21 protein-coding genes and 2 riboswitches are annotated in these 24,459 nt (G+C 73.2%); of the genes, 6 read left to right on the plus strand and 15 right to left on the minus strand.

The features are described 5' to 3' along the window. Positions 1-8: 8 nt before the first annotated feature. The 3 genes from GD748_RS12195 to GD748_RS12205 all read right to left on the minus strand — a co-directional run bounded on the left by GD748_RS12195 (position 9) and on the right by GD748_RS12205 (position 4,369). A complete protein-coding gene (locus tag GD748_RS12195) occupies positions 9-1,067 on the minus strand; it encodes a GNAT family N-acetyltransferase (protein ID WP_226921256.1) in 1,059 nt (352 codons plus the stop codon). 55 nt (positions 1,068-1,122) lie between these two features. Beyond that, positions 1,123-2,163: a GNAT family N-acetyltransferase gene (locus GD748_RS12200; RefSeq protein ID WP_152195458.1), complete on the minus strand. Its 1,041-nt coding sequence runs from the start codon at positions 2,161-2,163 to the stop codon at positions 1,123-1,125. Between the two features lie 76 nt (positions 2,164-2,239). Beyond that, a complete protein-coding gene (locus tag GD748_RS12205) occupies positions 2,240-4,369 on the minus strand; it encodes a DNA gyrase/topoisomerase IV subunit B (protein WP_152195459.1) in 2,130 nt (709 codons plus the stop codon). Between the two features lie 267 nt (positions 4,370-4,636). Between GD748_RS12205 and GD748_RS12210 the strand changes: the two genes are divergently transcribed. Further along, positions 4,637-4,885 carry a DUF7455 domain-containing protein gene (locus GD748_RS12210; RefSeq protein WP_152195460.1) on the plus strand — a complete coding sequence of 83 codons (249 nt, stop codon included), beginning with the start codon at positions 4,637-4,639 and terminating at the stop codon, positions 4,883-4,885. Between the two features lie 453 nt (positions 4,886-5,338). Beyond that, a complete protein-coding gene (locus GD748_RS12215; protein WP_152195461.1) occupies positions 5,339-6,166 on the plus strand; it encodes a DUF1206 domain-containing protein in 828 nt (275 codons plus the stop codon). A 95-nt stretch (positions 6,167-6,261) separates the two neighbouring features. Here GD748_RS12215 and GD748_RS19525 read toward each other — a convergent pair whose 3' ends face one another. Then, positions 6,262-6,426, minus strand: a complete 165-nt coding sequence (locus GD748_RS19525) for a hypothetical protein (protein ID WP_193312925.1) — start codon at positions 6,424-6,426, stop codon at positions 6,262-6,264. Further along, positions 6,426-7,160 carry an ArsR/SmtB family transcription factor gene (locus GD748_RS12220; RefSeq protein ID WP_152195462.1) on the minus strand — a complete coding sequence of 245 codons (735 nt, stop codon included), beginning with the start codon at positions 7,158-7,160 and terminating at the stop codon, positions 6,426-6,428. Before GD748_RS12220 ends, GD748_RS19525 begins: the two co-directional genes overlap by 1 nt. A 191-nt stretch (positions 7,161-7,351) precedes the next feature. Here GD748_RS12220 and GD748_RS12225 point away from each other — a divergent pair, with 191 nt between their 5' ends. After that, a complete protein-coding gene (locus tag GD748_RS12225) occupies positions 7,352-7,714 on the plus strand; it encodes a DUF4180 domain-containing protein (protein WP_152195463.1) in 363 nt (120 codons plus the stop codon). Positions 7,715-7,849: 135 nt separating this feature from the next. Here the strand turns inward: GD748_RS12225 and GD748_RS12230 are convergent, their stop codons facing one another. The 7 genes from GD748_RS12230 to GD748_RS12260 all read right to left on the minus strand — a co-directional run bounded on the left by GD748_RS12230 (position 7,850) and on the right by GD748_RS12260 (position 16,855). Beyond that, entirely contained in the window at positions 7,850-8,842 is a 993-nt protein-coding gene (locus tag GD748_RS12230; protein ID WP_152195464.1) for a GNAT family N-acetyltransferase, read from the minus strand. Positions 8,843-8,960: 118 nt separating this feature from the next. Next, on the minus strand, positions 8,961-10,217 hold the full coding sequence (locus GD748_RS12235; RefSeq protein ID WP_152195465.1) for an RNA polymerase sigma factor: 1,257 nt from the start codon (positions 10,215-10,217) through the stop codon (positions 8,961-8,963). A gap of 204 nt (positions 10,218-10,421) precedes the next feature. Beyond that, positions 10,422-13,292 (minus strand): aminomethyl-transferring glycine dehydrogenase, encoded by a 2,871-nt coding sequence (gene gcvP, locus GD748_RS12240; protein ID WP_152195466.1) that lies wholly within the window; start codon positions 13,290-13,292, stop codon positions 10,422-10,424. Further along, complete coding sequence (gene gcvH / locus GD748_RS12245; RefSeq protein WP_152195467.1) at positions 13,289-13,672, minus strand: glycine cleavage system protein GcvH; 384 nt, start codon at positions 13,670-13,672, stop codon at positions 13,289-13,291. Before gcvH ends, gcvP begins: the two co-directional genes overlap by 4 nt. Before the next feature lie 34 nt (positions 13,673-13,706). Further along, positions 13,707-14,801 (minus strand): glycine cleavage system aminomethyltransferase GcvT, encoded by a 1,095-nt coding sequence (gene gcvT, locus GD748_RS12250; RefSeq protein WP_152195468.1) that lies wholly within the window; start codon positions 14,799-14,801, stop codon positions 13,707-13,709. Between the two features lie 57 nt (positions 14,802-14,858). Further along, positions 14,859-14,956: riboswitch (glycine riboswitch) on the minus strand. Further along, positions 14,957-15,048: riboswitch (glycine riboswitch) on the minus strand. It lies immediately after the preceding riboswitch. Positions 15,049-15,177: 129 nt separating this feature from the next. After that, positions 15,178-15,582, minus strand: a complete 405-nt coding sequence (locus GD748_RS12255; protein WP_152195469.1) for a universal stress protein — start codon at positions 15,580-15,582, stop codon at positions 15,178-15,180. A gap of 109 nt (positions 15,583-15,691) precedes the next feature. Then, on the minus strand, positions 15,692-16,855 hold the full coding sequence (locus GD748_RS12260) for a DUF4192 domain-containing protein (protein ID WP_193312926.1): 1,164 nt from the start codon (positions 16,853-16,855) through the stop codon (positions 15,692-15,694). Positions 16,856-16,985: 130 nt separating this feature from the next. Between GD748_RS12260 and GD748_RS12265 the strand changes: the two genes are divergently transcribed. Further along, on the plus strand, positions 16,986-18,071 hold the full coding sequence (locus GD748_RS12265; RefSeq protein ID WP_152195471.1) for a polyprenyl synthetase family protein: 1,086 nt from the start codon (positions 16,986-16,988) through the stop codon (positions 18,069-18,071). A 149-nt stretch (positions 18,072-18,220) separates the two neighbouring features. On the opposite strand, the gene GD748_RS12270 is transcribed toward GD748_RS12265, so the two are convergent. Then, entirely contained in the window at positions 18,221-18,592 is a 372-nt protein-coding gene (locus GD748_RS12270) for an Rv2175c family DNA-binding protein (protein ID WP_226921258.1), read from the minus strand. A gap of 194 nt (positions 18,593-18,786) precedes the next feature. Here GD748_RS12270 and GD748_RS12275 point away from each other — a divergent pair, with 194 nt between their 5' ends. Then, complete coding sequence (locus tag GD748_RS12275; RefSeq protein ID WP_152195472.1) at positions 18,787-20,286, plus strand: lytic transglycosylase domain-containing protein; 1,500 nt, start codon at positions 18,787-18,789, stop codon at positions 20,284-20,286. Between the two features lie 114 nt (positions 20,287-20,400). Further along, positions 20,401-22,332, plus strand: coding sequence for a Stk1 family PASTA domain-containing Ser/Thr kinase (pknB, locus tag GD748_RS12280; RefSeq protein ID WP_226921261.1), 1,932 nt, complete (start codon positions 20,401-20,403; stop codon positions 22,330-22,332). 116 nt (positions 22,333-22,448) lie between these two features. Here the strand turns inward: pknB and GD748_RS12285 are convergent, their stop codons facing one another. Next, on the minus strand, positions 22,449-23,057 hold the full coding sequence (locus GD748_RS12285) for a molybdopterin-dependent oxidoreductase (RefSeq protein ID WP_152195708.1): 609 nt from the start codon (positions 23,055-23,057) through the stop codon (positions 22,449-22,451). 44 nt (positions 23,058-23,101) lie between these two features. Beyond that, complete coding sequence (locus GD748_RS12290; protein ID WP_152195473.1) at positions 23,102-24,454, minus strand: class II 3-deoxy-7-phosphoheptulonate synthase; 1,353 nt, start codon at positions 24,452-24,454, stop codon at positions 23,102-23,104. Positions 24,455-24,459: the final 5 nt, after the last annotated feature.

A 24,459-nucleotide genomic window follows, 5' to 3' on the forward strand; every position in this document is an offset into this window, starting at 1 on the left:
CGTCGCTCTCAGATCTCGATGGTGTACATCGCCGAGCCGCGGGTGCGCTCGTAGCCCAGGCGCGCGTAGAGGCCGGCGGCCCCGGTCGGGTTGTCGGTGTCGACGTCCAGGCCGGCGTACTCCATGCCGTCCGCCGCGTAGGCGCGCATCGCCCGCACGAGCAGCGCGGAGGCGACGTGGCGGCCGCGCCACTGCGGGAGGACGCCGACCATCTCCGTGTACCCCTCGGTCCAGCCCAGCGCCGGCCAGTCCTGGTCGTAGCGTCCGGACATGAGGTAGCCGGCCACCCGCGTGCGGTCGGACGTGCGGTCCAGGGCCACGAAGCTCCACCCGGGGGCGAAGTGGGAGCGGCCCTGGTTCCAGGTCTCCGGCGTGTGCGGCTGCGAACCCCAGTGGTCGCCGAAGGCCTTGTTGTGGGCGCGGCGGACCGCGTCGTCCAGCTCTTCCGTCCACGGCTCGACGCTCAGGTGGGTGTCCAGCGGCACCTCCGGGATCGGCTGCGCGAGGTCCCGGCGCATCTCGGAGTACCAGCGCCGCGGGGCGAAGCCGCGCGCCAGCAGCTGCCGGGCGAGGACCACCATGTCGTCGTCGACGTGCACGACGATGCGTGCGGGTGCATCCCTGCCCGCCTCGACGAGCATCTGCCGGGCGCGGGCGCACTGCCAGTCCAGCAGAGCGCCCCCGGCCCGGCGGCCGCGCCAGAGCGGGTCGACGCCGCCGGAGCAGAACGCCCGCAGCAGGGTGATGTCACTGTGCCGGACACGGACGAAGCCGAACGCGCGCAGGGTCCCCGCCTCGTCCCAGCCGCCGACGGCGCTCCAGGCGTGGCCCGTGTCGAAGTACTCCAGCACCTCTTCGTCGGACGTGCGGTAGGGCGGGTTGTCGGCCGCCTCGATGCGTGCCACGAGATCCCGGAGCGCGGGGCCGTCGGCCGTCCCGAGGGCGCGCCAGCCCAGCCCCGGGCTGGTCGGCGGGTCGACCGTCAGGGGCGCCTGGGCGCGTACGGCGAGCGGAGAGTGCACGCGCGCGGGCGCGGCGTCGTCCGGCTCGATCACGGGGGTGGACACGCCGTCGACACTACGTGGTGCGCGCCTTCGCCCGCATATCCCCTGGTCAGCGAGGTCAGATCTCGATCGTGTACAGGATGCGCGCCCCCGCGCGCGTGTAGCCGAGCCGTTCGTAGAAGCCGTGCGCGCCGGAGGGGTTGACGGTGTCGACGTCGAGCCCGGCCGAGTCGATGCCGTCCGCCGCGAGGGCGTCGATCACGTCGACGAGCAGCGCGCGGGCGATGCCGCGTCCTCGGTGGGTGCGGCGCACGCCGATGAGCTCGGTGTACCCCTCGCTGAAGCCGAGGCTCTCCCACGCGGACTCGTGCCGGCAGGTCATCGCGTAGCCGACGACCGTCTCGTCGGGCGCCGCACCGAGAGCGACCTTCGACCAGCGCGGCTCCAGCTCGCGCAGCACCACCGCCCATGACTCCGGGGCGAGCGGCTGCGAGCCCCAGTGGTCGGCGAACGCCTCGTTGTGCGCCAGCCGGACGGCGTCGTCGAGCTCGGGCGTCCAGTCGACCAGGCGTACCCCGGCGGGCAGCTCGACGTCGGGCACCGGTGCCCGGACCGGGCGACGCATCTCCTGGAACACCCGCTTGGGGCTGAAGCCCGCGGCGACGTAGAGCTGCCGGCGGTCGGCGAGGTGCTCGTCCACGTAGGCGGCGATCCGCGCCGGCAGGTCACGCCCGTCCGCGGCGAGGAGCTGGCGGGCACGGCCGTCCTGCCAGTCCAGCAGGGCGCGCCCGATGCCACGGCCCCGCCACGACGGTGCGATCGTGGCGGTCAGGAAGGCGCGCAGGATGTCGGTGTCCCCCGGCGGCAGGTAGACCACCGCCAGCGCCTGCAGCTCGCCGTCGGCCGAGAACCCGCCCAGGGAGTCGGTGACCATCTCGTGGCGCGGGTCGAACGCGGCGGCAGCCGTCGCCGGGCTCAGGGAGGCGACCGGACGGTCGACGGCGGCGCACCGGGCATGGAGGTCCAGCACGGCCGGCACGTCGTCGGCCCCGAGGGCACGCCACCGCAGCCCCAGATGGGCCGCCGGGACCTCGACGGTCCCCGGTGCACGCAGCCGCTTGGTCAGGCGGGCGGGACGGTCCGGTGCAGACGAGGCCATGAGCCGATCCTATGGCGGCCAGGACCTTGGCCCCTGGCGCCGCCGCGGGTGACGTCGCGCACCTCCGGAGCCGTCCTCAGGCGTCGATGCGCTCCCGGTCGACCTGCTCCGCGCCCGCGACGATGAAGTCCTTGCGCGGGGCGACGTCGTTGCCCATGAGCAGCTCGAACACCCGCTCGGCCTCGAGCAAGGAGGCCTCGTCGGCCATCGAGATGCGCCGCAGGGTCCGCCGCGCGGGGTCCATGGTGGTCTCGGCGAGCTGGTGGGCGTCCATCTCGCCCAGGCCCTTGTACCGCTGGATCGGCTCCTTGTACCGCTTCCCGCTGCGCTCGAGCTTCTTCAGCAGGGCGATCAGCTCGGCCTCGGAGTAGGTGTAGACGATCTCGCCCTTCTTCCCGCCCGAGCCGGCGATCTCCACCCGGTGCAGCGGCGGGACGGCCGCGAAGACGCGCCCGGCCTCGACGAGGGGCCGCATGTACCGGAAGAAGAGAGTGAGGAGCAGGGTCCGGATGTGGGCGCCGTCGACGTCGGCGTCGGTCATCAGCACGACCTTGCCGTACCGGGCCTGCTCCAGGTCGAAGGTCCGACCGGAGCCGGCGCCGATGACCTGGATGATGGAGGCGACCTCGGCGTTCTTGAGGATGTCTCCCGGCGAGGCCTTCTGGACGTTGAGGATCTTGCCGCGGATGGGCAGCAGCGCCTGGAAGTTGCTCGACCGGGCCAGCTTGGCGGTGCCGAGCGCGCTGTCCCCCTCGACGATGAACAGCTCGGAGGTCTCGACGTCGTCGCTGCGGCAGTCCGCCAGCTTGGCCGGCAGGGTAGAGGTCTCGAGCGCGTTCTTGCGCCGGGAGATCTCCTTGTGCAGCCGCGCCGAGACACGCGCGCGCATCTCGCCGATGACCTTCTCGAGCAGCCCGCCGGCCTGGGTCTTCTCGTGCCGCTTCGACGACGTCAGCAGCGCCGTGAGCTCGGTCTCGACGACCTTGGAGACGATCCCGCGCACCGGTGCGGTGCCGAGCACCTCCTTGGTCTGGCCCTCGAACTGCGGCTCGGGCAGCCGGACGGTGACGACGGCGGTCAAGCCGGCGAGCACGTCGTCCTTCTCGATCTTGGGCTCCTTGGCGGAGACCTTGAGGCGGCGCGCGTTGGTCTCGATCTGCTTGCGGAGCGTCTTGAGCAACCCCTGCTCGAAGCCGGCGAGGTGGCTGCCACCCTTGGGGGTGGCGATGATGTTGACGAACGACCGGACGGTGGTGTCGTAGCCGATCCCCCAGCGCAGCGCCACCTCGACCTCGCAGGTGCGCTCGACCTCCTGCGGGCGCAGGTGGCCCTTGCTATCGAGCTGCTGGATGGTCTCGGTGAAGGTGCCCTGCCCACGCAGCCGCCACGTGTCGGTGACCGAGGTGTCCGCGGCGAGGAAGTCGGCGAAGTCGACCACACCGCCGTCGTGCCGGAAGACCTCCTCCACGGGGCCGTCGGCGCCGGGCGTGCCGGGCAGGCGACGCTCGTCGCGGACCGTCAGTGTCAGACCGGGTACCAGGAACGACGTCTGCCGGGCCCGGCCGATGAGCTCCTCGTAGGAGAACTGCGCGGTGACGGGGAAGACCTGCCGGTCGGCCCAGTACCGCACGCGGGTGCCGGTGCGCCCGCGCGGCACCTTGCCGGCGACAGTGAGCTCGGAGGAGCTGGTGAACGGCGTGAACGGCGAGTCGGGTCCGACGCCCTTGCGGTCGTCGAAGACGCCGGGCTCGCCACGGTGGAAGGTCATCCGGTGGGTCTTGCCGCCGCGGTCGACCTCGACGTCCAGCCGGGCCGAGAGAGCGTTGACGACGGAGGCGCCCACGCCGTGCAGGCCGCCCGACGCCGCGTACGAGCCGCCGCCGAACTTGCCGCCGGCGTGCAGCTTGGTGAAGACGACCTCGACGCCGCTCAGCCCGACCGACTCCACGGTGTCCACCGGGATGCCGCGCCCGTCGTCGCGGACCTCGACCGAGCTGTCGGGGTGCAGGACGATCTCGATGCTGCCCGCGTGGCCCTCGAGCGACTCGTCCACCGCGTTGTCGATGATCTCCCACAGGCAGTGCATCAGCCCGCGCGAGTCCGTCGAGCCGATGTACATGCCCGGTCGCTTGCGCACCGCCTCGAGCCCCTCCAGGACGGAGAGGTGGCGGGCGGTGTAGCTGGATGCGGTGGCAGTCGCGGTCACCCGTCGATCTTAGGTTTCCTACGGCGCCCGGCGGCGCACCGACCCGCGGCAGTGTGTACGGGCATGCTCCTCGCCGACCCGCGACGAACGTGTGCGCGCCGCGCACCGACCTGGCGGCGGTGTGTGCTGGGCTCGCACCGCGTACCGAGCCGCGACGGCGTGTGCGGGCTCACGTCCAGGCGCCGGGGCGCGTGAGGTCAGTCACGACCTTGCGACATTCGGGGCATTTCCGGATACGCCGGGAGCGAACCGCCGTGTCCCGGGGGCATGCCGGCGAGGGATCGGTGGTTACATGCTGATGTGACTGCTACGACCACGACACCCGCCATGACCGCCCTGGACCGGTGCGACGCCTGCGGCGCACAGGCCTACGTGCGTGTGCAGCTGGAGTCCGGTGAGCTGCTGTTCTGCGCCCACCACGCCCGCAAGCATGCCGAGGCCCTCGAGAAGGTCGCCACGGACATCCACGACGAGACCGCCCGCCTCCACGAGGAGGAGGGCACCGCGGCGCGCTGACGCTCGCCGCCCGACCCGGCACGCTCGCCGGACCGGGCATACGCCCACGACGGCCACCACCCTCTCGGGTGGTGGCCGTCGGTCGTGGTGCCCACGGACCCGTGCTCCTCCCGGCCCGAGTCGCTGGCGCCGACGGACGGCCGCCGCTAGAGCTGGACGCCCTCGACGCGCGCACGACCGACAGCAGGCCCTCGATAAGTCCACGCCCTCGGCAGCAGGCCCTCGACGAGCGAACGCCCTCGACGAGCGCACGACCGACAGCAGGCCGAAGCTTTTGTACCGGATATCGGTACAAAGGCTTCGGCCTGTCGCAATCCGCTGCGTCGGGGTCTGGTGGGCCTGGTGCGCAGCGGGGCCGGCGTCTGGTGGGCCCGCTGCGAGCGGCGGCGTGGCGACGGTGCTCCGTGCGCGCTCGACGGGCCCCGGCGCCCGCCACATGGTTCTGTGTGCACCATGGGACCGATCGACCGCAACACCCGCAGCGCGACAGCCACCGCCCGCTCCTCGGCCGACGGCGGGTGGATCCACACGCTCGGCAAGGTCGGGTACGCCGCGCTGGGCATCGTCTGGCTGCTGCTCGGCTGGCTCGCGCTCCAGCTGGCGCTGGGCTCCGGGGGCGGCTCGGAGGCCTCGAGCAGCGGTGCGCTCGAGCAGCTCGCCGGCAGCCCCCTGGGCCGCGTGCTCCTCGTGATCATGGCGGTCGGGCTCCTCGCGTACGCCGTGTGGCAGGCAGTCGAGGCAGCGTGGGGGTATCGCGACGAGGCGCCGAAGAAGCGTGCCGCCCGGCGCATCGGGTCGGTCGCCAAGGCAGCGTTCGCGGTGGTCCTGCTCGTCACCGCGGTCCAGCTGGCGACGGCGTCGGGCGGCGGCAGTGGTGGCGGCACGGAGGAGGAGGCGACCGCGGCGCTGATGGCCGCACCGGGCGGCGTCGCGCTGGTGGCACTGGTGGGCGCGGGGATCCTGAGCCTCGGTGGCTACTGGGTCTACCGCGGGGTGACGGCATCGTTCCGGGAGAAGCTCCGCGGTGACGTCCCGGAGCGGGTGGTGACCTTCGGTCGTGTGGGGCACGTCGCGCGCGGCGTGGCCGTCGGCGTGCTTGGCGTCCTCGTGGGGGTCGCGGCCCTGCGGCATGATCCTGAGCAGGCGGGCGGAATCGATGCTGCCCTCACGGCGCTGCTCGAGCTGCCGCTCGGCAAGCTCCTGCTCGGCGCTGTGGCACTGGGCCTGATCTGCTTCGGCGTCTACCAGGTCCTGGCCGCGCGCTACGTCGAGAAGGGGTGACGAAGGTCGGTGGTCGGCTTCACCGCGACGGAAGGGCCGGTCGGGTCGCCAGGGCCGGTCGGGTCGCCGGGGCTGCGCAGGTCGGTCGGGGCCGGTCAGAGGTCGTCGCCGGGTGCGGGGCGACGCAGTCCGAGGTAGGTGGTGCCACCTCGGACGCCGCGGCGACGCGGGGTCAGGCGCGTCCGGCGGCCGCGGAGCATCTCGTCCATCGGCACGCCCAGGCTGCGTGCCGTGAAGGCGTCGATCAGGCTCGGGTCCATCAGTTGTCCCTCCCTTCGGTGGTCGCGGTGGTCGTGCTCTCGGTGTCGTCGGCGGGTGCCCCTGCCGGCGGGGCGGGCGTGGCCGGGGCGGCGCTGGCCGGCACAGCGGCCTCGTCCGCGGCCCGGTAGCGCGGGAACGCACGGAACTGCACCTCGATGGTCCGGCTGCCGGCCGGTCGGTCGTGCTCGGTGCGGCCGCTGAGCCGCTTGGCCCACTTCTCGCCGATCGCCTCGAAGTCCTTGACGAACTCGGCGAGCTCCTCCGGGGTGCCGTAGAAGTAGGAGTCCATCTCCGTGGCAGCGTTCGACCACTCCTCCTCGAGGCCTGCTCGCTTGCGCTCGTGGTAGCGCGCGGCCGAACGGAAGCGCAGCCGCAGCCACTCGTCGCCGAAGATGGACATCGCCTCGCGGCTCGCGGGTGAGGTCGCCTCCTCGTGCGAGATGCGCGTGTTGCCCTCGACGATCCGCCAGAACCGTTCTCTCGCGGTCCCGCGGCCGGGCACCTCCTCGATGAAGCCGTGCTTCGCCAGCTGGCGCAGGTGGTAGCTCGTCGCACCGGAGGACTCCCCCAGCTGCTCGGCGAGCTGGCTGGCGGTGGCCGGTCCTGTCATGAGGGCGTCCCACAGCTGGGTGCGAAGCGGGTGGGCCAGCGCCTTGAGGGCGACGACGTCGAGCACACGGGTGCGGATCTCCCTGTCCGGAGTCTCGGCCGTCGTGTCGTCCGTGCTGCTCATGCTCGAACTCTAGCGATGCAAAGCTCTCTTTGCAAGGGATCGTTTGCAACTGAATCTTTGGAAGCCAGCCTCCGCGATTGTGGTCAGTCGCAACTGTTGCCTCGGCGTGACTGGCAAGGTCAAGGCGGCGAAGTCGGAGACGCCGGATATCCCCTCGCAGGAGCGACGGCCCGGTCCATAGGCTCGGACGCATGAGAGCGGAGACCACCGGCGAGGAGATCGTGCTGCACGTGCCTGCGGAGGGTGAGCCGATCGGCACCGGCCAGGACGCACTCGACGTCATCGGCGAGGCGTGGGGCGTCGAGGCCACCGTGATCTCCATACCCGCGGCCCGCTTCGTGCCGGGGTTCTTCGACCTGCGCACCGGGTTGGCCGGTGAGTTCATCCAGAAGATGGTGAACTACCGGCAGCGCCTCGCCGTCATCGGCGACATCTCCGCGCACGTCGCTGCCAGCGACGCGCTCGGGGCGTTCGTCCGCGAGTCGAACCGCGGCACTCAGGTCTGGTTCCTGGAGAGCCACAACGCCCTGACGGAGCGTCTGACAGCCGGCTGAGGACGGGCCCGGCACGCCGTCCCGTCCCGAAGGCCCAGCAGGTGACGACCGCTGAGGAGTCGTTGCTCAGACGACCTCGAAGGCCCTCGACGCCGGCACTCTCGGGGGCCCTCGCGCCGAAGCCCTCAGAAGCCCTCAGAGGTCCTTGACGTAGGCGATGCTCCGGCGTTCGGGCTCGTATCCGAGCCGGGTGTACAGGGCCAGCGCTCCGGAGCCGTTCTCGGTGTCGACGCCCAGGCCCGCACGCTCGATCCCGTCCGCGGCGAAGGCGCGCATCGACGCCACGAGGAGGGCCGGTGCGATCCTGCGCCGACGCCATGCCGGGCGCACGCCCAGCAGGTCCGTCCATCCCTCGGTGTACCCCTGCGCGGCCCAGTCCTGCTCGTAGGCGGACGCGATGGTGTAGCCTGCGACCTCGTCGCCGTCGAGGACCACGAAGCTCCAGGCAGGGCGGAAGTCACGGCCGCCCACGGTGTAGCGCTCCCAGTCCTCCCGTGCGCGCGGCTCGCTCCCCCAGTGGTCGGCGAACGACTCGTTGTGGGCGAGGCGGAGCGGCTCGGCCAGCGCGGCGTCGTACGGCACGAGCCTCAGGCCGCCGTCGAGCGTGACCTCGGGAACCGGATGGTCGGCGTCGAGCCGTCTGGTCAGGTCCACGAACCACCGGGTCGCGACGAAGCCGGCGTGCTCGAGCAGGTGGCGAGCGTCGGTGAGGTGGTCCTCGGTGTGGGTGCGGGCGTAGGCCGGCACCCCGCACCGCGCCTCCCGGACCTTCTCCCGGGCACGTTCCTCCTGCCACCGGATGACCTCGCGGCCGAGCCCCCTGCCCCGCCACTGCGGGTGGACACCGCCCCAGCAGAAGGCGCGCACCGTGCGGGTGTCGCCGGGACGGACCTCGACCAGCCCGAACGCGCGCGCGACCCCGTTCTCGTCCAGGCCGACGACGGAGTCCGTCGCCGGGTTCTTCCACGACCCGTCCGTGAGCGCGTCGGTGAGGTCGTCCCGGGTGTACCGCTCCGACGGGTCGTCGACGGCCTCCATCGCACGGACGAGGTCGTGCCACAGCGGGACGTCCTCGACGGTCAGGGCGCGCCAGGTCAGCCCGGCCGTTGCGGGGGCAGTCGGTGTCATGGCTCGTGAGCGTAGAGCCGGGCGCCGGGCGGGCGCACCCGCATTTCCGGGCCGGTGCGCGGACAGCAGAAGACCCGCGGCGTTCCGAAGAACGCCGCGGGTCCGGGTGTGCGGGCTGTCAGTCCAGGTAGTCGCGCAGGACCTGCGAGCGGCTGGGGTGACGCAGCTTCGACATCGTCTTGGACTCGATCTGGCGGATCCGCTCGCGGGTCACGCCGTAGACCTTGCCGATCTCGTCGAGGGTCTTCGGCTGGCCGTCGGTCAGGCCGAAGCGCATGGAGACCACGCCGGCCTCGCGCTCGGAGAGGGTGTCCAGCACGGCGTGGAGCTGCTCCTGCAGGAGCGTGAAGCTCACGGCGTCGGCGGGCACCACGGCCTCGGAGTCCTCGATGAGGTCACCGAACTCGCTGTCGCCGTCCTCGCCCAGCGGGGTGTGCAGGGAGATCGGCTCGCGGCCGTACTTCTGGACCTCGACGACCTTCTCGGGCGTCATGTCCAGCTCCTTGGCGAGCTCCTCCGGGGTGGGCTCGCGGCCCAGGTCCTGGAGCATCTGGCGCTGCACGCGGGCGAGCTTGTTGATGACCTCGACCATGTGCACCGGGATGCGGATGGTGCGGGCCTGGTCGGCCATGGCGCGGGTGATCGCCTGGCGGATCCACCACGTGGCGTACGTCGAGAACTTGTAGCCCTTGGTGTAGTCGAACTTCTCCACCGCACGGATCAGGCCGAGGTTGCCCTCCTGGATCAGGTCCAGGAAGAGCATGCCGCGACCGGTGTAGCGCTTGGCGAGGGAGACGACGAGGCGCAGGTTGGCCTCGAGCAGGTGGTTCTTGGCGAGGTGACCGTCGTTGGCGATCCACTGCAGCTCACGGCGCAGCTTGGGCGCGAGGCCCTCCTCGGTGGCGAGCTTCTCCTCGGCGAACAGGCCGGCCTCGATCCGCTTGGCGAGCTCGACCTCCTGCTCGGCATTCAGCAGCGCGACCTTGCCGATCTGCTTGAGGTAGTCCTTGACCGGGTCCGCGGTCGCACCGGCGGTGACGACCTGCTGGACCGGCGCGTCGTCGTCGTCGGCGTCCGAGACGACGAAGCCGGTCTCCTCGGGACCCGTCGCCTTCTCGTCCTCGACGACCTCGGGCTGCGCCTCGGCGTCGGGGACGGCCTTGAGGGCCGGCTTCTTCTCGGCGGTCTTGGTGGCGGCTGCCTTCGCCGTGGTCGACGCCTTGCGGGCCGTCTTCGGCGCGGCAGGGGTCTCGGCCTCGACGGCGTTCGCGGCCTTCTTGGGGGCACGTGTCTTCTTGGCCGCCGACGTCGCCGGGGTCTTGGCCGGCTGCGCCGCGGCGCGGGTGCTGGGGGTCTTGGCGGCAGACTGGGACACAGAGAACCTTTCGGCGGGGGTGCGGAGGGCTGACGATCAGATCGATCAGACCGTCGCAGCCCTACAATTATAGCCTCAGCCGACGCTTTCGGGCACGACGAACGGCGCGCCCGAGGTCCTCGCCGTCGCCCGGGACGGCCCCTTCCCGGGCGACGGCGGTGGTCGGCAGCGGGCGGGTGCTCCGCCTCGCTGCCTGTGTCAACGTCAGGAAGCCGTCCCGTATGCCCCGACCGGTGGGCAGGCGCAGACGAGATTTCTGTCACCGTACGCGCCCTCGACCCGGCGCACCGGCGGCCAGTACTTGCCGTCGACCGTCCCGGGCACGGGGTAGACCGCCTCTGCTCGGGTGTAGGGGTGGTCCCACTCCCCCGTGAGCATCTGCGCCGTGTGCGGGGCGTTGACGAGCGGGTTGTCGTCCGCCGGCCACTCGCCGTCGGCGACCTTCCGCGCCTCGACGGCGATCGCCGCCATGGCCTCGCAGAACCTGTCGAGCTCCGCCAGGTCCTCGCTCTCGGTCGGCTCCACCATCAGGGTGCCGGCCACCGGGAAGCTCATGGTCGGCGCGTGGAACCCGAAGTCCACCAGCCGCTTGGCGACGTCGTCCACGGTGATCCCGGTCTGCGCCCGGAGGGGACGCAGGTCGAGGATGCACTCGTGGGCAACGTGCCCGCTGGTCCCGCGGTAGAGGACCGGGTAGTGCTCCTCCAGCCGGGCAGCCACGTAGTTGGCCGAGAGGACGGCCGCGCCGGTGGCCGCCCGCAGGCCCTCGCCGCCCATGAGCGCGACGTAGGCCCAGCTGATCGGCAGGATCGACGGAGAGCCGTACGGCGCCGCGGAGACGGCCCCCGCGCGGCGCTGCCCGTCCTGGGCCAGCGGGTGGCCGGGCAGGAACGGCTCGAGGTGCGCCCGCGCCGCGACGGGCCCGACGCCGGGGCCGCCACCGCCGTGCGGGATGCAGAAGGTCTTGTGCAGGTTCAGGTGCGAGACGTCGCCGCCGAACGCACCCGGACGCGCGTGGCCGACGAGGGCGTTGAGGTTCGCGCCGTCGATGTAGACCTGTCCGCCGGCCGCGTGCACGGCGTCGCAGACCTCCCGGACCTCCTCCTCGTACACGCCGTGCGTGGACGGGTAGGTGATCATGATGCAGGCGAGGTCCTGGGCGTGCTCGGCGACCTTCGCCCGCAGGTCGGCGAGGTCGACGTTGCCGCCCGCGTCGGTCGCGACCACGACGACCCGCAGACCCGCGAGCACCGCGGAGGCGGCGTTCGTGCCGTGTGCCGACGCCGGGATGAGGCAGACGTCGCGGGCCGACTCGCCGCGCGAGTCGTGGTAGCCCTTGATCGCGAGCAGCCCGGCGAGCTCGCCCTGGGAGCCGGCGTTGGGCTGCAGGCTCACGGCGTCGTACCCGGTCGCGGCGCCCAGCCAGCCCTCCAGCTCGTGGACGAGCTCGAGGTACCCGGCGACGTCCTCGGCCGGCGCGAACGGGTGCATCCGCGCGAACCCCGGCCAGCTGATCGCGGCCATCTCGGCTGCGGCGTTGAGCTTCATCGTGCACGAGCCCAGCGGGATCATGCCGCGGTCGAGGGCGTAGTCCTTGTCGGCGAGGCGGCGCAGGTACCGCATCATCGCCGTCTCGGTGCGGTGGGTCGAGAAGACCGGGTGGGTGAGGTAGTCGGTGGTGCGCACCATGTCGGCGGGCAGCGCGGAGCCCTCGGTGAGGCTCCAGCCCAGGGCCTTCTCGTCGACGACGTCCAGCGCACGGCGGACCGCGGCGACCAGCAGCAGCACCGTCTCCTCGGTGGTGGCCTCGTCGACGGAGACCCGGACGCGGTCGGGGCCGACGACCCAGACGGTGATGTTGGCCTCGAGCGCCTCGCGGCGCACGCGCTCGGCGTGCCCGGGCACGACCAGCTCGAGGGTGTCGAAGTAGTGCTCGTGGCTGAGCTCGACGCCGCTCGAGCGCAGCGCCTCGGAGAGCTCGCGGGCGCGCAGGTGGACCCGCTCGGCGATCGCGCGGATGCCGTCCGGACCGTGGTAGACGGCGTACATCGACGCCATGACCGCCAGGAGCACCTGGGCGGTGCAGATGTTGGACGTGGCCTTCTCGCGGCGGATGTGCTGCTCGCGGGTCTGCAGGGCGAGCCGCAGCGCGGGTGCGCCGTCGGCGTCGCGGGAGACGCCCACGAGGCGCCCGGGCAGCTGGCGCTCCAGCCCCTTGTGCACGCTGAGGTACCCGGCGTGCGGTCCGCCGAAGCCCATCGGTACGCCGAACCGCTGCGTGGTGCCCACCGCGATGTCCGCGCCGAGCTCGCCGGGCGAGGCGACGAGCGCCGCGGCCAGGAGGTCGGCCGCGACGACCACGAGCCCGCCGGTGTCGTGGACCGCGGCGACGACGGCGTCGAGCGTCGTCCGGTCCGGGACCCGGCCGGAGGCGCCCGGGAGCTGGACGAGCGCGCCGAAGACGTCCGTCAGGTCCAGGTCGCCGAGACCTCCACCGAGGTCCGCGAAGACGAGCTCGATGCCGACCGGGGCCGCCCGGGTCTCGAGCACGGCCCGGGTCTGGGCGAAGGTGTCGGCGTCGACCACGAAGCGCCTGCCCCGGTGCTTGGTGGCGCGGCTGGCCAGGAGCATCGCCTCGGCGGCCGCGGTCGCCTCGTCGAGCATGGACGCCCCGGCGATCTCCAGACCGGTGAGGTCGATGACCATGGTCTGGAAGTTCAGCAGCGCCTCCAGGCGGCCCTGGGAGATCTCCGGCTGGTAGGGCGTGTAGGCCGTGTACCAGGACGGGTTCTCGAGGACGTTGCGCTGGATCACCGGCGGGGTGAGGGTGTCGTAGTACCCCTGGCCGATCATCGAGGTGCGCACGGTGTTCTTCGCGGCGATCGCCCGCAGCCGGCCGAGGACCTCGTGCTCGCCGGCCGCCTCGGGCAGCCCGGCCGGCGGGGCGCCGTCCTGGATGGAGTCGGGCACCGCGGCGCGGACGAGCGCGTCCAGGGAGGGCATGCCGACGGCGGCGAGCATCGTCTCCTGGGCGGCGGCGTCGGTGCCGATGTGGCGGGTGGCGAAGCCCTTCACGCGCCCTGCCCCTCGACGAGCGCGGCGTAGGCGTCGGCGTCGAGCAGGTCCTCGGGCAGCTCCGCGACCCGGAGCGTGTAGAGCCAGCCGTCCTCGTACGGGTCGGCGTTGACCGTCTCCGGCGCGTCCACGGCGCTCTCGTTGACAGCCAGGACCTCGCCGTCGGCCGGCGCGATGAGGTCCGAGACCGACTTCGTGGACTCGATCTCGCCGCAGGTCTGACCGGCCGTGACGCTCGAGCCGACCTCGGGCAGGTCGAGGTAGACGACGTCGCCGAGGGCCTCGGTGGCGTAGGCGGTGATGCCCACCCGGGCGGTGTCGCCGTCGACGACGATCCACTCGTGGTCGGCGGTGTACTGGCGGTCCTCGGGGTAGCTCATCGCTTCTCCTTCTCTTTCGGGGCGGGTGGTGGGGTCAGCGGGGACGCCGGTAGAACGGCAGCTCGACGACGGTCATCGGCATGCGGCGTCCGCGTACGTCGACCTCGAGCCCGGTGCCGACGGCGGCTCGCGCGGACTCGACCAGCGCCATCGCGACGGGGTGGCCGAGGGTGGGCGAGAGCACGCCCGAGGTCACGGTGCCGAGCTCGCCCTCGGCGTCGTGGACCGTGCTGCCGGACCGGGCCGCCCTGCGGCCCTCCCCCGCGAGGCCGACCAGACGTGCGCCCGAGGGCGCCTCGTGCCGCGCGGCGAGGGCGTCCCGGCCGACGAAGTCGTGGTCGAGGTCGACGATCCGGCCCATGTTCGCCTCGTACGGGGTGATCTCGCGGCTGAGCTCCTGGCCGTACAGCGGCATCCCGGCCTCCAGGCGCAGCGTGTCCCGGCACGCGAGGCCGCAGGGCACGACGCCGGCCGGGGCGCCGGCGTCGAGCAGCGCCTGCCACAGCCGCACGGCGGAGGAGGCCGGGACGCTCAGCTCGAAGCCCACCTCGCCGGTGTAGCCGGTGCGGGCGAGGAGCACCGGGATCCCGGCGACGTCGGTGGTGACCGCGGCGTAGTACCTCAGCGTGGACAGGTCGTGCTCGGTCAGTCCGGCGAGGACCTCGGTGGCCGCGGGCCCCTGCAGGGCGATGAGGGCCCGGGCCTCGGTGCGGTCGGCCACGTGCACGTCCGCGCCGGACCGGCCGGTCAGCTCGTCCAGGACCACTGTGCGGTTGGCGGCGTTGGCGACGACGAGGAACTCGGTGTCCGCGAGCCGGTAGACGATGAGGTCGTCCAGGATGCCTCCGGCGGCGTCGGTCAGCATCGTGTAGCGCGCCTTGCCGACGGCGAGGGTGGAGCTGCGCGAGACCAGCGCACCGTCCAGGGCGTCGGCGGCGCGCGGGCCGGAGACCTCGATCTGCGCCATGTGCGAGAGGTCGAACAGGCCGGCGCGCTCACGGACCGCGGCGTGCTCGGCGAGGTCCGAGGTGTAGCGCAGGGGCATGTTCCAGCCCGCGAACGGGGTCATCGTGGCGCCGCTGTCGCGGTGCACCTGGAAGAGCGGGGTGCGCAGGGCTTCGGTCGTCATGCGAGGAGCTCCGTGGGGTCGTCGGGCCGGTGCGCTGGTGCGCACGTCGCGTTCCTTGGCTCCCCCTCTGTGCTGGGACCTGAGAGCTTCGTCCTCGTGGGACTTGCACCGTGGGTGAGACCCGGCTCGCTGCCGGACCTGCTTTCCAGAGCGGCCTGATCAGCACGGTCCGGGGACCTGAGAGATTGCCGGGGCGGTTGCTCCTTCGGTGCGCGGCCCAAGACCGCGGCTCTCCCGTGCTGACTGGTGACGGCCCGATATGTAGTTGGCGGCCCGCCGGAGCGCTCCGGTGCGGCCTCGTCGGCTGCACGCTACCACCGGGTTCCGGTGCGGTCCGGTGCGGTCCGGCGCGATCTCGGCCGACGCGGCGGGCGGGTCAGGCCCGGGCGTCCGACGGCTCGGGCTTGACCGCGAGCACGGGGCACGGCGCGTCGAGCAGGATGCGCTGGGCGTTGGAGCCGAGGATGAGCTTGCCCACCGGGGACCGGCGGCGGAGCCCGATCACGATGAGCTCGGCGCCCACCTCCTCGGCGGTGGCGACGAGCGACTCTGCGATGTCGTCGGCGCGACGGAGCTGACGGACCTCGAAGGCGATGTCGGCGTCGTCGAGCCGGTCGCTGACGGCGTCGGCCTCCGAGTCGAGCGTGGACTGGTCGTCGCCGCGCGAGCGACGGGCCAGGACGACGACGAGCCGCGTCTCGCGCCGGCCGGCCTCGGTGACCGCGGCGCGCAGGGCGGCCTCGCCCTCGTTGGTGCTCAGGTAACCCACGACGACCGCCATCTTCGCTCCGTTCCCGGCCGCCGTGCGACCCCAGGTGACCTGTCCGGGCGACGCTACCCGATGACCCGGCCGGGCCGCGGCGGATGGCGCGGCGGATGGCGCGGGCCGTTCAGCTGGCGAGGGTGCCGCCCGGCGCGCCCGCCCACATCGGCGGCATCCCGGCGTCGAGCGCACCGACCACGAGCTCGGCGAGCCGGTGCCCGGGTTCCTCGGCGAGGGCCTGGCCGGCGACGACGTCGGCGCGTGCGCCGTCGTTGCCCCACCAGGCGACGAACGCGAGCAGCCCGAGCGCCGGCGCGCCCTCGCCCGGTGGCGAGTGAGCGGCGACCGTGGCGGCCAGTGCGATCGTCCGGTGGAGCACCTCGGCGCGCGGGAGGAACGGGCAGTCGAACGTCGTCCCGATCAGCTCAGGGTCGAGGAACCGTGCCGTGGCGTCCTCCACCCCGGCCATGGTGGCGGCGACCACGGCGTCCCGGACGATCCTGTCCTCGAGGAAGGCGAGCAGCCGCCCGAGCGTCCCGGCCGGGGGCGTCCCGCCGTCGCCGACCGTCCGGACCGCCTCGTCCCACAGGTCGGCCCCGTCCGCGCGCCACCCGAGCAGGGGACGCTGGTCCTCCGCGGGCGTCGCACCCGGCGCGCCGAACGCCGCGCCGCGCACGAGCGGTGCGCCGCCGCAGACCTTGCCGACCTCACGGCGCCGGAGACGCTCTTTCCGCGCGGCCCGCCGGGCCGACGTCGTGCGCGAACCCGGGGCGAGCCGCACCACGGCGAGGTCCTCGCGCCGAGGTGCCGCCGTCATGCCCTCGACCACCATGCCGGCGGCGGCAGCGCTGGACGTCAGGTCGGTCAGCGGGTGCCCGCCGGGTGGGCAGCACGCGCACGGCTCGAGATGGCCCCAGCCGTCCGCGCCCACGACCCACGGCTCGATCTCGTGCTCCAGCGCGTCGGCCAGGTGCGCCGCCGCTCGGGCGAGCCGGCCGTTGCCGTGACGCGCGCGCCCCTCGACGTCGGTGTAGAGCACCGCGAGCACCCCGTGCGGGGCCTGGGTGCGCAGGTGGTGCGCGAGGTGCTCGGCGGCGGCACGTCCGTGGCCGGCGTGCGCGAGGTCCGCCAGGTCCATCCGGGCCGTGAGGCCGAGCTCGGTCGTCCCGCGCGCCGTGCGGTGCGTGGCGATGACGACGACCGAGTCGGTGGGGTGGAAGCCCAGACGGTAGGGGACGACGGCGAGGAGGTCGCGCGGCTCCTTCAGGCGGATGACTGGTGTGGTGGTCATGGGGCCATCAAGCCGCGTCCGGGCGGGGTGCGGCGGGCGGCCTGTGCACGAGCCGGCGTTCAGGACCCTGTGGACCGACGCCCGCCGGCAGGGGCCGGAAGGGGACGGACCGCCGTCGTAAGGTCGTCCCATGCAGAGCACCCTCACCGACCTGCGCGACCGCGTGTCCGACCGGCTCTCGGCCGCGCTGGAGGAGCACACGGCGCCGTTCGCCGACCTGGGTGAGCCGATGACGCAGTTCCGGGACCCGGCGCAGGCCCTCCTCGGCGGGGGCAAGCGGCTGCGGGCCCAGCTCTGCGCGGCCGGCTGGCTCGCCGCCGGGGCGACCGAGACCACCGCCGACGCGGTCGTTCTCGCGGGCAGCTCGCTCGAGCTCTTCCAGGGCGCTGCGCTCGTGCACGACGACGTCATGGACGGCTCGCTCACCCGTCGGGGGATGCCTGCCGCCCACCGTCATTTCGCGGCCGAGCACGCGCACCGGGCCTGGCTCGGTGACCCGGACTCCTACGGCGAGGCCGGTGCCATCGTGCTGGGCGACCTGCTGCTGGCGCTGTCGTCCATGGAGCTGGAGCGCGCCCGCGAGCTGGTGCCGGCCGCGCCCGGCGCCCGCGCACGACGCATCTACGACGTGATGGCGGCCGAGGTGGCGCTCGGGCAGTACCTGGACATCCGCTCCCAGGACATGCCCTGGCAGGACGACGGCGCCGCCGCCCTGGACCGGGCGCTGCAGGTGGTGCGGCACAAGTCCGCCAGGTACTCGGTCGAGCACCCGATCGTCCTCGGTGCCGCGCTGGCCGGCGCCGGCGACGAGGCCTTGGACCGCCTCCGGGCCGTCGGTCTGCCGCTCGGCGAGGCGTTCCAGCTGCGCGACGACGAGCTCGGCGTCTTCGGCGACCCCGCGGTCACGGGCAAGCCGGCCGGGGACGACCTGCGCGAGGGCAAGCGCACCCCGCTGCTGGCGATGACCATGATCCGCGCGGACGGGCCCGCCCGGGCGTTCCTCCGTGAGCGGGTCGGGGCGGCCGACCTCAGCGCGGAGGAGGTCGGACGGATGCAGACGATCATGGACGCCACCGGTGCCCTGGCCGCGCACGAGCAGCTCATCGCCGAGCGCTACGAGCGGGGCCTGTCCGCGCTGGGCGGCGCCGGGCTGCCCGACCACGCCGTCGAGGCGCTCACCTCTCTGGCCGAGGCGCTCACCCGGCGCACCGCCTGACGTCGACGGCGCGGCCGACGGCGCTCAGCGGCGCCCAGGACCACCATGCCCGGGCCCGGTCGGCGAACGACCACTCCGCGGCGGCGCCGGCGGTCGGGCGCGGCGAGACGTGCGGCCGGGGTGCATGGACGCGACTGCCTCGGCCCGGCTCAGAACGCCAGGGTCTGGGCGACCCGGCGCACGGCGTGCGTGCGGCGCTCGCGCAGGGCGGCGACCGGCGTCGAGCCGAGCTCGTCCTCGACGGTGAAGAGCCATCTGAACGCCTCGTCGTCGTCGTAGCCGGAGTCGGCCAGCAGCATCAGCGTGCCGCGCAGGTTGGGCAGCGGTCCGGGACCGTCGGGGTGGTCCGCGGGAACCAGCAGCTCGGCGGGGACGGACAGCGCACGGTTCGGTCCGTGGGGCACGGCGAGGAGCTTCTTGTCGCGCAGCATCGCGCGGACCTCACGCTGGCGCAGCCCCAGCAGATCGGCGACCTCGGGCACGGAGAGCCAGCCGCTGGGCTCGGCGGGGACAGCAGTCACGTCACGAGCGTAGGCCGAGATTTTCGGACAGGGGTGGCGACACGCCACAGGAATCGCTACTGTCACACGCGTTACTTCAGTCACTGGGTCACCAGAAAGCGCACCAGCCACAGCAGTCACATCCCGTGGGGGCTCGGGGAGTCGACTCGGCAGCGTCCGAGGAACCCGCCCACGCCCGTTCCGTTGGAGGTTCGATGTCGAAGGTCGAGCAGCGTTCTCGCACCACTGCCCGCACGCACGCCGGGCGCGCCGGCGTCGGCCTGGCGCTGGCGGCGACGACCGCCGTCGGCGTGGCCGTCCCGGCCGCCCAGGCGTCCGCCGCTCCCCCACAGCCCCACACCACGCTGCACGGGGGTTCCGTCGGAGCCACCGCCCTGGCCGCCCGTCCGGTCGCCGCGGTCCCGGTGATGACCTACCGCGTGCAGGCCGGCGACACGGTCTCCCACATCGCCCTGCGCACGGGCTCCTCCGTCGCGGCGATCGTCAAGGCCAACAGCCTCGACTCACGGGCCCTGATCCGGGTGGGCCAGATGCTCAAGGTGCCGTCGGCGGCCTCGACCTCCGCCGCACCGGCCGCCGCGAGCCCGGCGCCCGCGTCGCCTCGCGTGTCGACGACGACCACCACGCACACCGTGCGCGCGGGCGACACCGTCTCGGCGCTGGCCAAGCAGTACGGCACGACCGTCAGTGCGATCGTCAAGGCGAACAACCTGCGCTCGGCGGGCCTGATCTACGTCGGCCAGAGGCTCGCCGTGGGCGCCACCGCCGTCTCGTCCTCGACCAGCGCCGCCGCACCTGCCGCCGCGGCGCCCGCGACCCCGAGCGCCGTCGGCACCCACACCGTGCGGTCTGGCGACACGCTCTCGGCCCTGGCCAAGCAGTACGGCACCACGGTCGGCGCGATCGTCAAGGCCAACGACCTGCGCTCGGCGGGCCTGATCTACGTCGGCCAGAGGCTCGCCGTGGGCGCCGCCGCGTCCGCACCCGCCGCACCGAAGCCCGCGGCCGCCGCCACGCCGGCCGCCACGGTCGCCAGCGGCAACCACACCGTGCGGGCCGGGGAGACCGTGTCCGGCCTCGCCAAGAAGTGGGGCACGACGGTCGCCGCCGTCATCGACGCGAACAAGCTGAGCAGCTCCGGACTCATCTACGTGGGCCAGAGGCTCACCGTCCCCGGAGCGCCCGCACCGAGCACCTCGCCGACGCAGCAGCTCGTCCCGAACAGCTTCCTCGGGCGCACCTACCCCGAGGCGACGGTCGCCTCGGCCAACGCCAACAAGGCGACCCTGCTGGCGATGGGCGTCCCGTCCCGGGCCGAGATGCAGGCCCTGGTGGTCAGGGTCGCGCGCGAGATGGGCGTCGACCCCGCGCTCGCCCAGGCGCACGCCTACCAGGAGTCCGGGTTCAACCACACGGCGGTCTCCCCCGCCAACGCGATCGGCACCATGCAGGTCATCCCGACGTCCGGCGACTGGGCCTCGGACCTCGTGGGCCGCAAGCTCAACCTGCTCGACCCGTACGACAACGTCGTGGCGGGCGTGGCGATCATCCGCCAGCTGCAGCGCACGAGCCCCGACCTCGAGACCGGCATCGCCGGCTACTACCAGGGCGCCGGATCGGTGAAGCGCAACGGCCTCTTCTCCGACACCGAGTTCTACGTCGCCTCCATCAAGGCGCACATGAAGCGCTTCTGACGCCGCGACACGACGGGGCCGGACCGGGACGGTCCGGCCCCGTTCTGCGTGCCCGCGGCGCGACACGGCGCCCAGGACGGCGGGGTGGCCGGTGTGCGCGGCTACGCTCGATGTGTGGATGCGACGACCCTCGACCCGATGATCGGCCGCCTGGTCGACGATCGGTACGAGGTGACCGGTCGGGTGGCGCGGGGCGGCATGGCGACCGTCTACCGGGCCGTCGACCGGCGTCTGGACCGGACCGTGGCCGTCAAGGTCATGCACCCGCACCTGGCCGAGAGCGCGGACTTCGTGGCGCGCTTCCGCCGGGAGGCCCGGGCCGCGGCCCGCCTCGCCCATCCGGGAGTCGTCGCCGTGCACGACCAGGGACTGGCCGGCGAGGCCAGCTACCTGACGATGGAGTACGTCGCGGGCCCGAACCTGCGGACGGTCCTGCGCCGTCGTGGTGCGCTGCCGCTCGGCGAGTCGCTCTCCCTGGTCGAGCAGGTCCTGGACGCCCTTGCCTGCGCCCACCGGGGCGGGCTGGTCCACCGTGACATCAAGCCGGAGAACGTCCTGCTGACCCCGGACGGACGCGCCAAGGTGGCCGACTTCGGCCTCGCCCGGGCGGTCACGGAGGCCACCGCGGCGACGACCGGCACCGTGCTGGGCACCGTCGCCTATCTCGCGCCCGAGATCGTCACCGAGGGCCGGGCCGACCCGCGAGCCGACGTCTACGCCGTCGGCGTGCTCCTCTACGAGCTCATCACCGGGCGTCAGCCGTTCTCCGGCGAGGCGCCCATCCAGGTGGCGTTCCAGCACGTGAACGGGCGGATCCCGGCACCGTCCGCCGCTGTGCCGTGGCTGCCCGTCGAGGTCGACGAGCTGCTCGGTGCCCTGACCGCCCGCGAGCTGGACGAACGCCCCGTCGACGCCGACGCCGCCCTCGACCTGGTCCGGCGGTGCGCCGCCGCTCTCGACCCGGCAACCCTGGCACGGCGCGCCGACGTCGCCCCTGCCGAGGAGGCCGACGGGCGTGCCGGGACGGACACCGGCGACGTGGACGCCGACGCGACCCGGGTCACGGACGTCCAGCAGTCCCACGGCACCGTGGCGCTGCCCATCGGCGCCATCACCCGCGACGAGGCACGGCCGGAGCCGCAGACGCGCCGACGCCGCACCTGGCCGCGGGTGGTGGCGGTGCTCCTCGTGCTGCTCGTCGCGGTCGGCGGCGCGGCCCTGTGGTGGTTCCAGGTCGGTCCCGGTGCCACAGTGCCCGCGCCGGCAGTGGTCGGCATGGAGGAGGACGCGGCGGTCGCCGAGCTGACGGCGGCAGAGCTCGTGCCCGACGTCGAGCGCACCCACCACGACGACGTCCCCGAGGGAGTGGTGATCGCCGCCGACCCCGGGGCCGGCGACGACGTCCGCAAGGGCGGCACGGTGGAGCTGACGGTCTCGCTGGGCATCCTGATGCTCGACGTCCCGGAGCTGCCGGGCAACGACCTCGGCGCCGCGACCGACCTCCTCGCGGCGGCCGGGCTGCCGCTAGGCAGCACCGAGGAGGCGTACCACGACTCCCTGCCGGCGGGCACCGTGATCTCCTCCGACCCGGCGGCCGGGGAGTCGGTGCCGCACACCCGGGCCGTGGACCTGGTGGTCTCCGCCGGGCGTGAGCCGGTCGAGCCGCCGGACGTCACCGGGCAGGCACGAGACGACGCCGCCGCGACGCTCGAGGATGCGGGGCTGGGCGTCGGCGAGACCTCTGAGCAGCACTCCGACACGGTGCCCGCCGGAGCCGTCATCAGCCAGCAGCCCGCAGCCGGGGCGGCCGAGGTCTACCGCGGCGACACGGTGAACCTCGTGATCTCCCTCGGTCCGGAGCTCTTCGAGGTGCCGGACGTGCGTCGCATGCAGCTCGGCCCGGCGAGCGAGGCGCTGAGGGAGGCCGGCTTCGAGGTCGCGGTGGAGGAGGTCCTCGGCGGGATCTTCGCCATCGTGCACAGCCAGGACCCGGCAGGCGGCACGATGCTCCCCCGCGGCAGCGTCATCACGCTCACGGTGGTCTGAGCGGGTCGAGGTCGCCGGCCGACCTGCGTCCGGGATGACCGACCCGATCGCGGCAGCAGCGTCTGGAGCGGCCAATCTGCGGCCGACCTGCTCGTGGGGGCCGAGGGCTCGCCGACCTACTCCTGGTAGGAGTAGCGCTCCTCGCGCCAGGCGTCCCCGCGCAGGTGGTAGCCCCGCTCCTCCCAGAAGCCGCGTTCGACGTCGGTGAGGTAGTTCCAGCCGCGGAGCCACTTGGGCCCCTTCCAGGAGTACAGGTGCGGGACGATCAGCCGCATCGGACCGCCCCGCTCCGCGCTGAGCTCGGCGCCGTCCCGGTGCGTGGCCAGGACGGCGCGCGGCGAGACGAGATCCTCCAGGCGGACCGTGGCGGCGTAGCCGTACTCCGCGAAGACGAGCACGTGCTCGACGTCCGTCCGCGGCGGGACGAGGTCCACGACGGCCCGGGCGGTCACGCCCGCCCAGGTCTCGTCCACCGAGGACCAGCCCGTCGCGCAGTGCAGGTCCGCCACGACCTCGAGGCGCGGCAGGGCGAGCACCTCCTCGTAGGTGAAGGCGTGCTCGGCCCCGTCCGCCGTCGCGCCGCCGACCGTGAACCGCCAGCGCTCCGGCCGGGGCCGCGGCACCGGCCCGTAGTGCATGACGGGTGCCTCGACCACCGGGCGCTGGCCGGGCGGGAGGAAACGGTCGGCGGGCAGGCGCGGCGGCTCGGCGAGGCCCTCGCCCATGCTCGGCGTCGGCCCCGGCACGTCCCCCCGCTCCCAGCTCACGATCAGTGGTCGCGCAGCATCTCGGCGACGTCGAAGGCCATCTCGAGGGACTGCTGGTGGTTCAGCCGTGGGTCCACCAGCGTCTCGTAGCGGCGGGCCAGGGCGGCGTCGTCGACCTTCTCCGAGCCGCCGAGAACCTCGGTGACGTCGTCACCGGTGAGCTCGACGTGCAGGCCCCCGGGCACGGTGCCGAGCGCCTGGTGCACCTCGAAGAAGCCGCGCACCTCGTCCAGCACCGTGGCGAGCTCGCGCGTCTTGTAGCCCGACGGCGAGGTGATGGTGTTGCCGTGCATCGGGTCGCACACCCAGGTGACCGGACGGCCGTCCGCGGTGACCTGCTCGACGAGGCCGGGCAGGTTGTCGCGGATCTTCCCCGCGCCCATGCGCGTGATGAACGTGAGCCGGCCGGGCTCGCCGTCGGGGTTGAGCCGGTCCATCAGCGCCAGCGCGTCGTCACCGGTGGTGCTGGGGCCGAGCTTGACCCCGATCGGGTTGCGCACGCGGGCGAGCAGGTCCACGTGGGCGCCGTCGATCTGCCGGGTGCGCTCACCGATCCACAGGAAGTGGGCGGAGGTGTTGTAGGGGTCGCCGGTGCGCGAGTCGATGCGGGTCATCGCCGACTCGTAGTCCAGCAGCAGCGCCTCGTGCGAGGAGTAGAAGTCGACGGTCTTCAACGCGTCGAAGTCCACGCCGGCGGCGCGCATGAACCGCATCGCCCGGTCGATCTCCGCGGCCAGGACCTCGTAGCGCGCGTACGCGGGGTTGGAGGTGAACCCGCGGTTCCACTCGTGCACCAGGCGCAGGTCGGCGAAGCCGCCGTAGGTGAAGGCCCGGATGAGGTTGATGGTGGTCGCCGAGCGGTGGTACGCGCCGAGCAGCCGGGTCGGGTCCGGCGTGCGGTCCGCCTCGGTGAAGGGGTGGCCGTTGACGGCGTCGCCGCGGTAGCACGGCAGGGTGATCCCGTCCCGCGTCTCCAGCTCCGAGCTACGCGGCTTGGCGAACTGCCCCGCCATCCGACCCATCTTGATGACCGGGAGGCTCGCGCCGTAGGTCAGCACGGCCGCCATCTGGAGGATCGTGCGGATCTTGTTGCGGATCCGGTCGGCGGTGGACTCGGCGAAGGTCTCCGCACAGTCGCCGCCCTGCAGGAGGAACGCCTCGCCCCGGCTCGCTGCCGCGAGCTTCTCGCGCAGGCTGTCCGCCTCGCCGGCGAAGACGAGGGGCGGGGACTGGCGCAGCTCCTCCGTGACGGACCGCAGGACGGCGCGGTCCGGCCACTGGGGCTGCTGGGCGGCCGGCAGCTCGCGCCAGCGCTCCAGACCGGACAGGACCTCCTGGGATGCCTCGATACTCACCGGCC

It is taken from the genome of Georgenia subflava (genome assembly GCF_009193155.1).
Taxonomy (GTDB): Bacteria; Actinomycetota; Actinomycetes; order Actinomycetales; family Actinomycetaceae; genus Georgenia; species Georgenia subflava.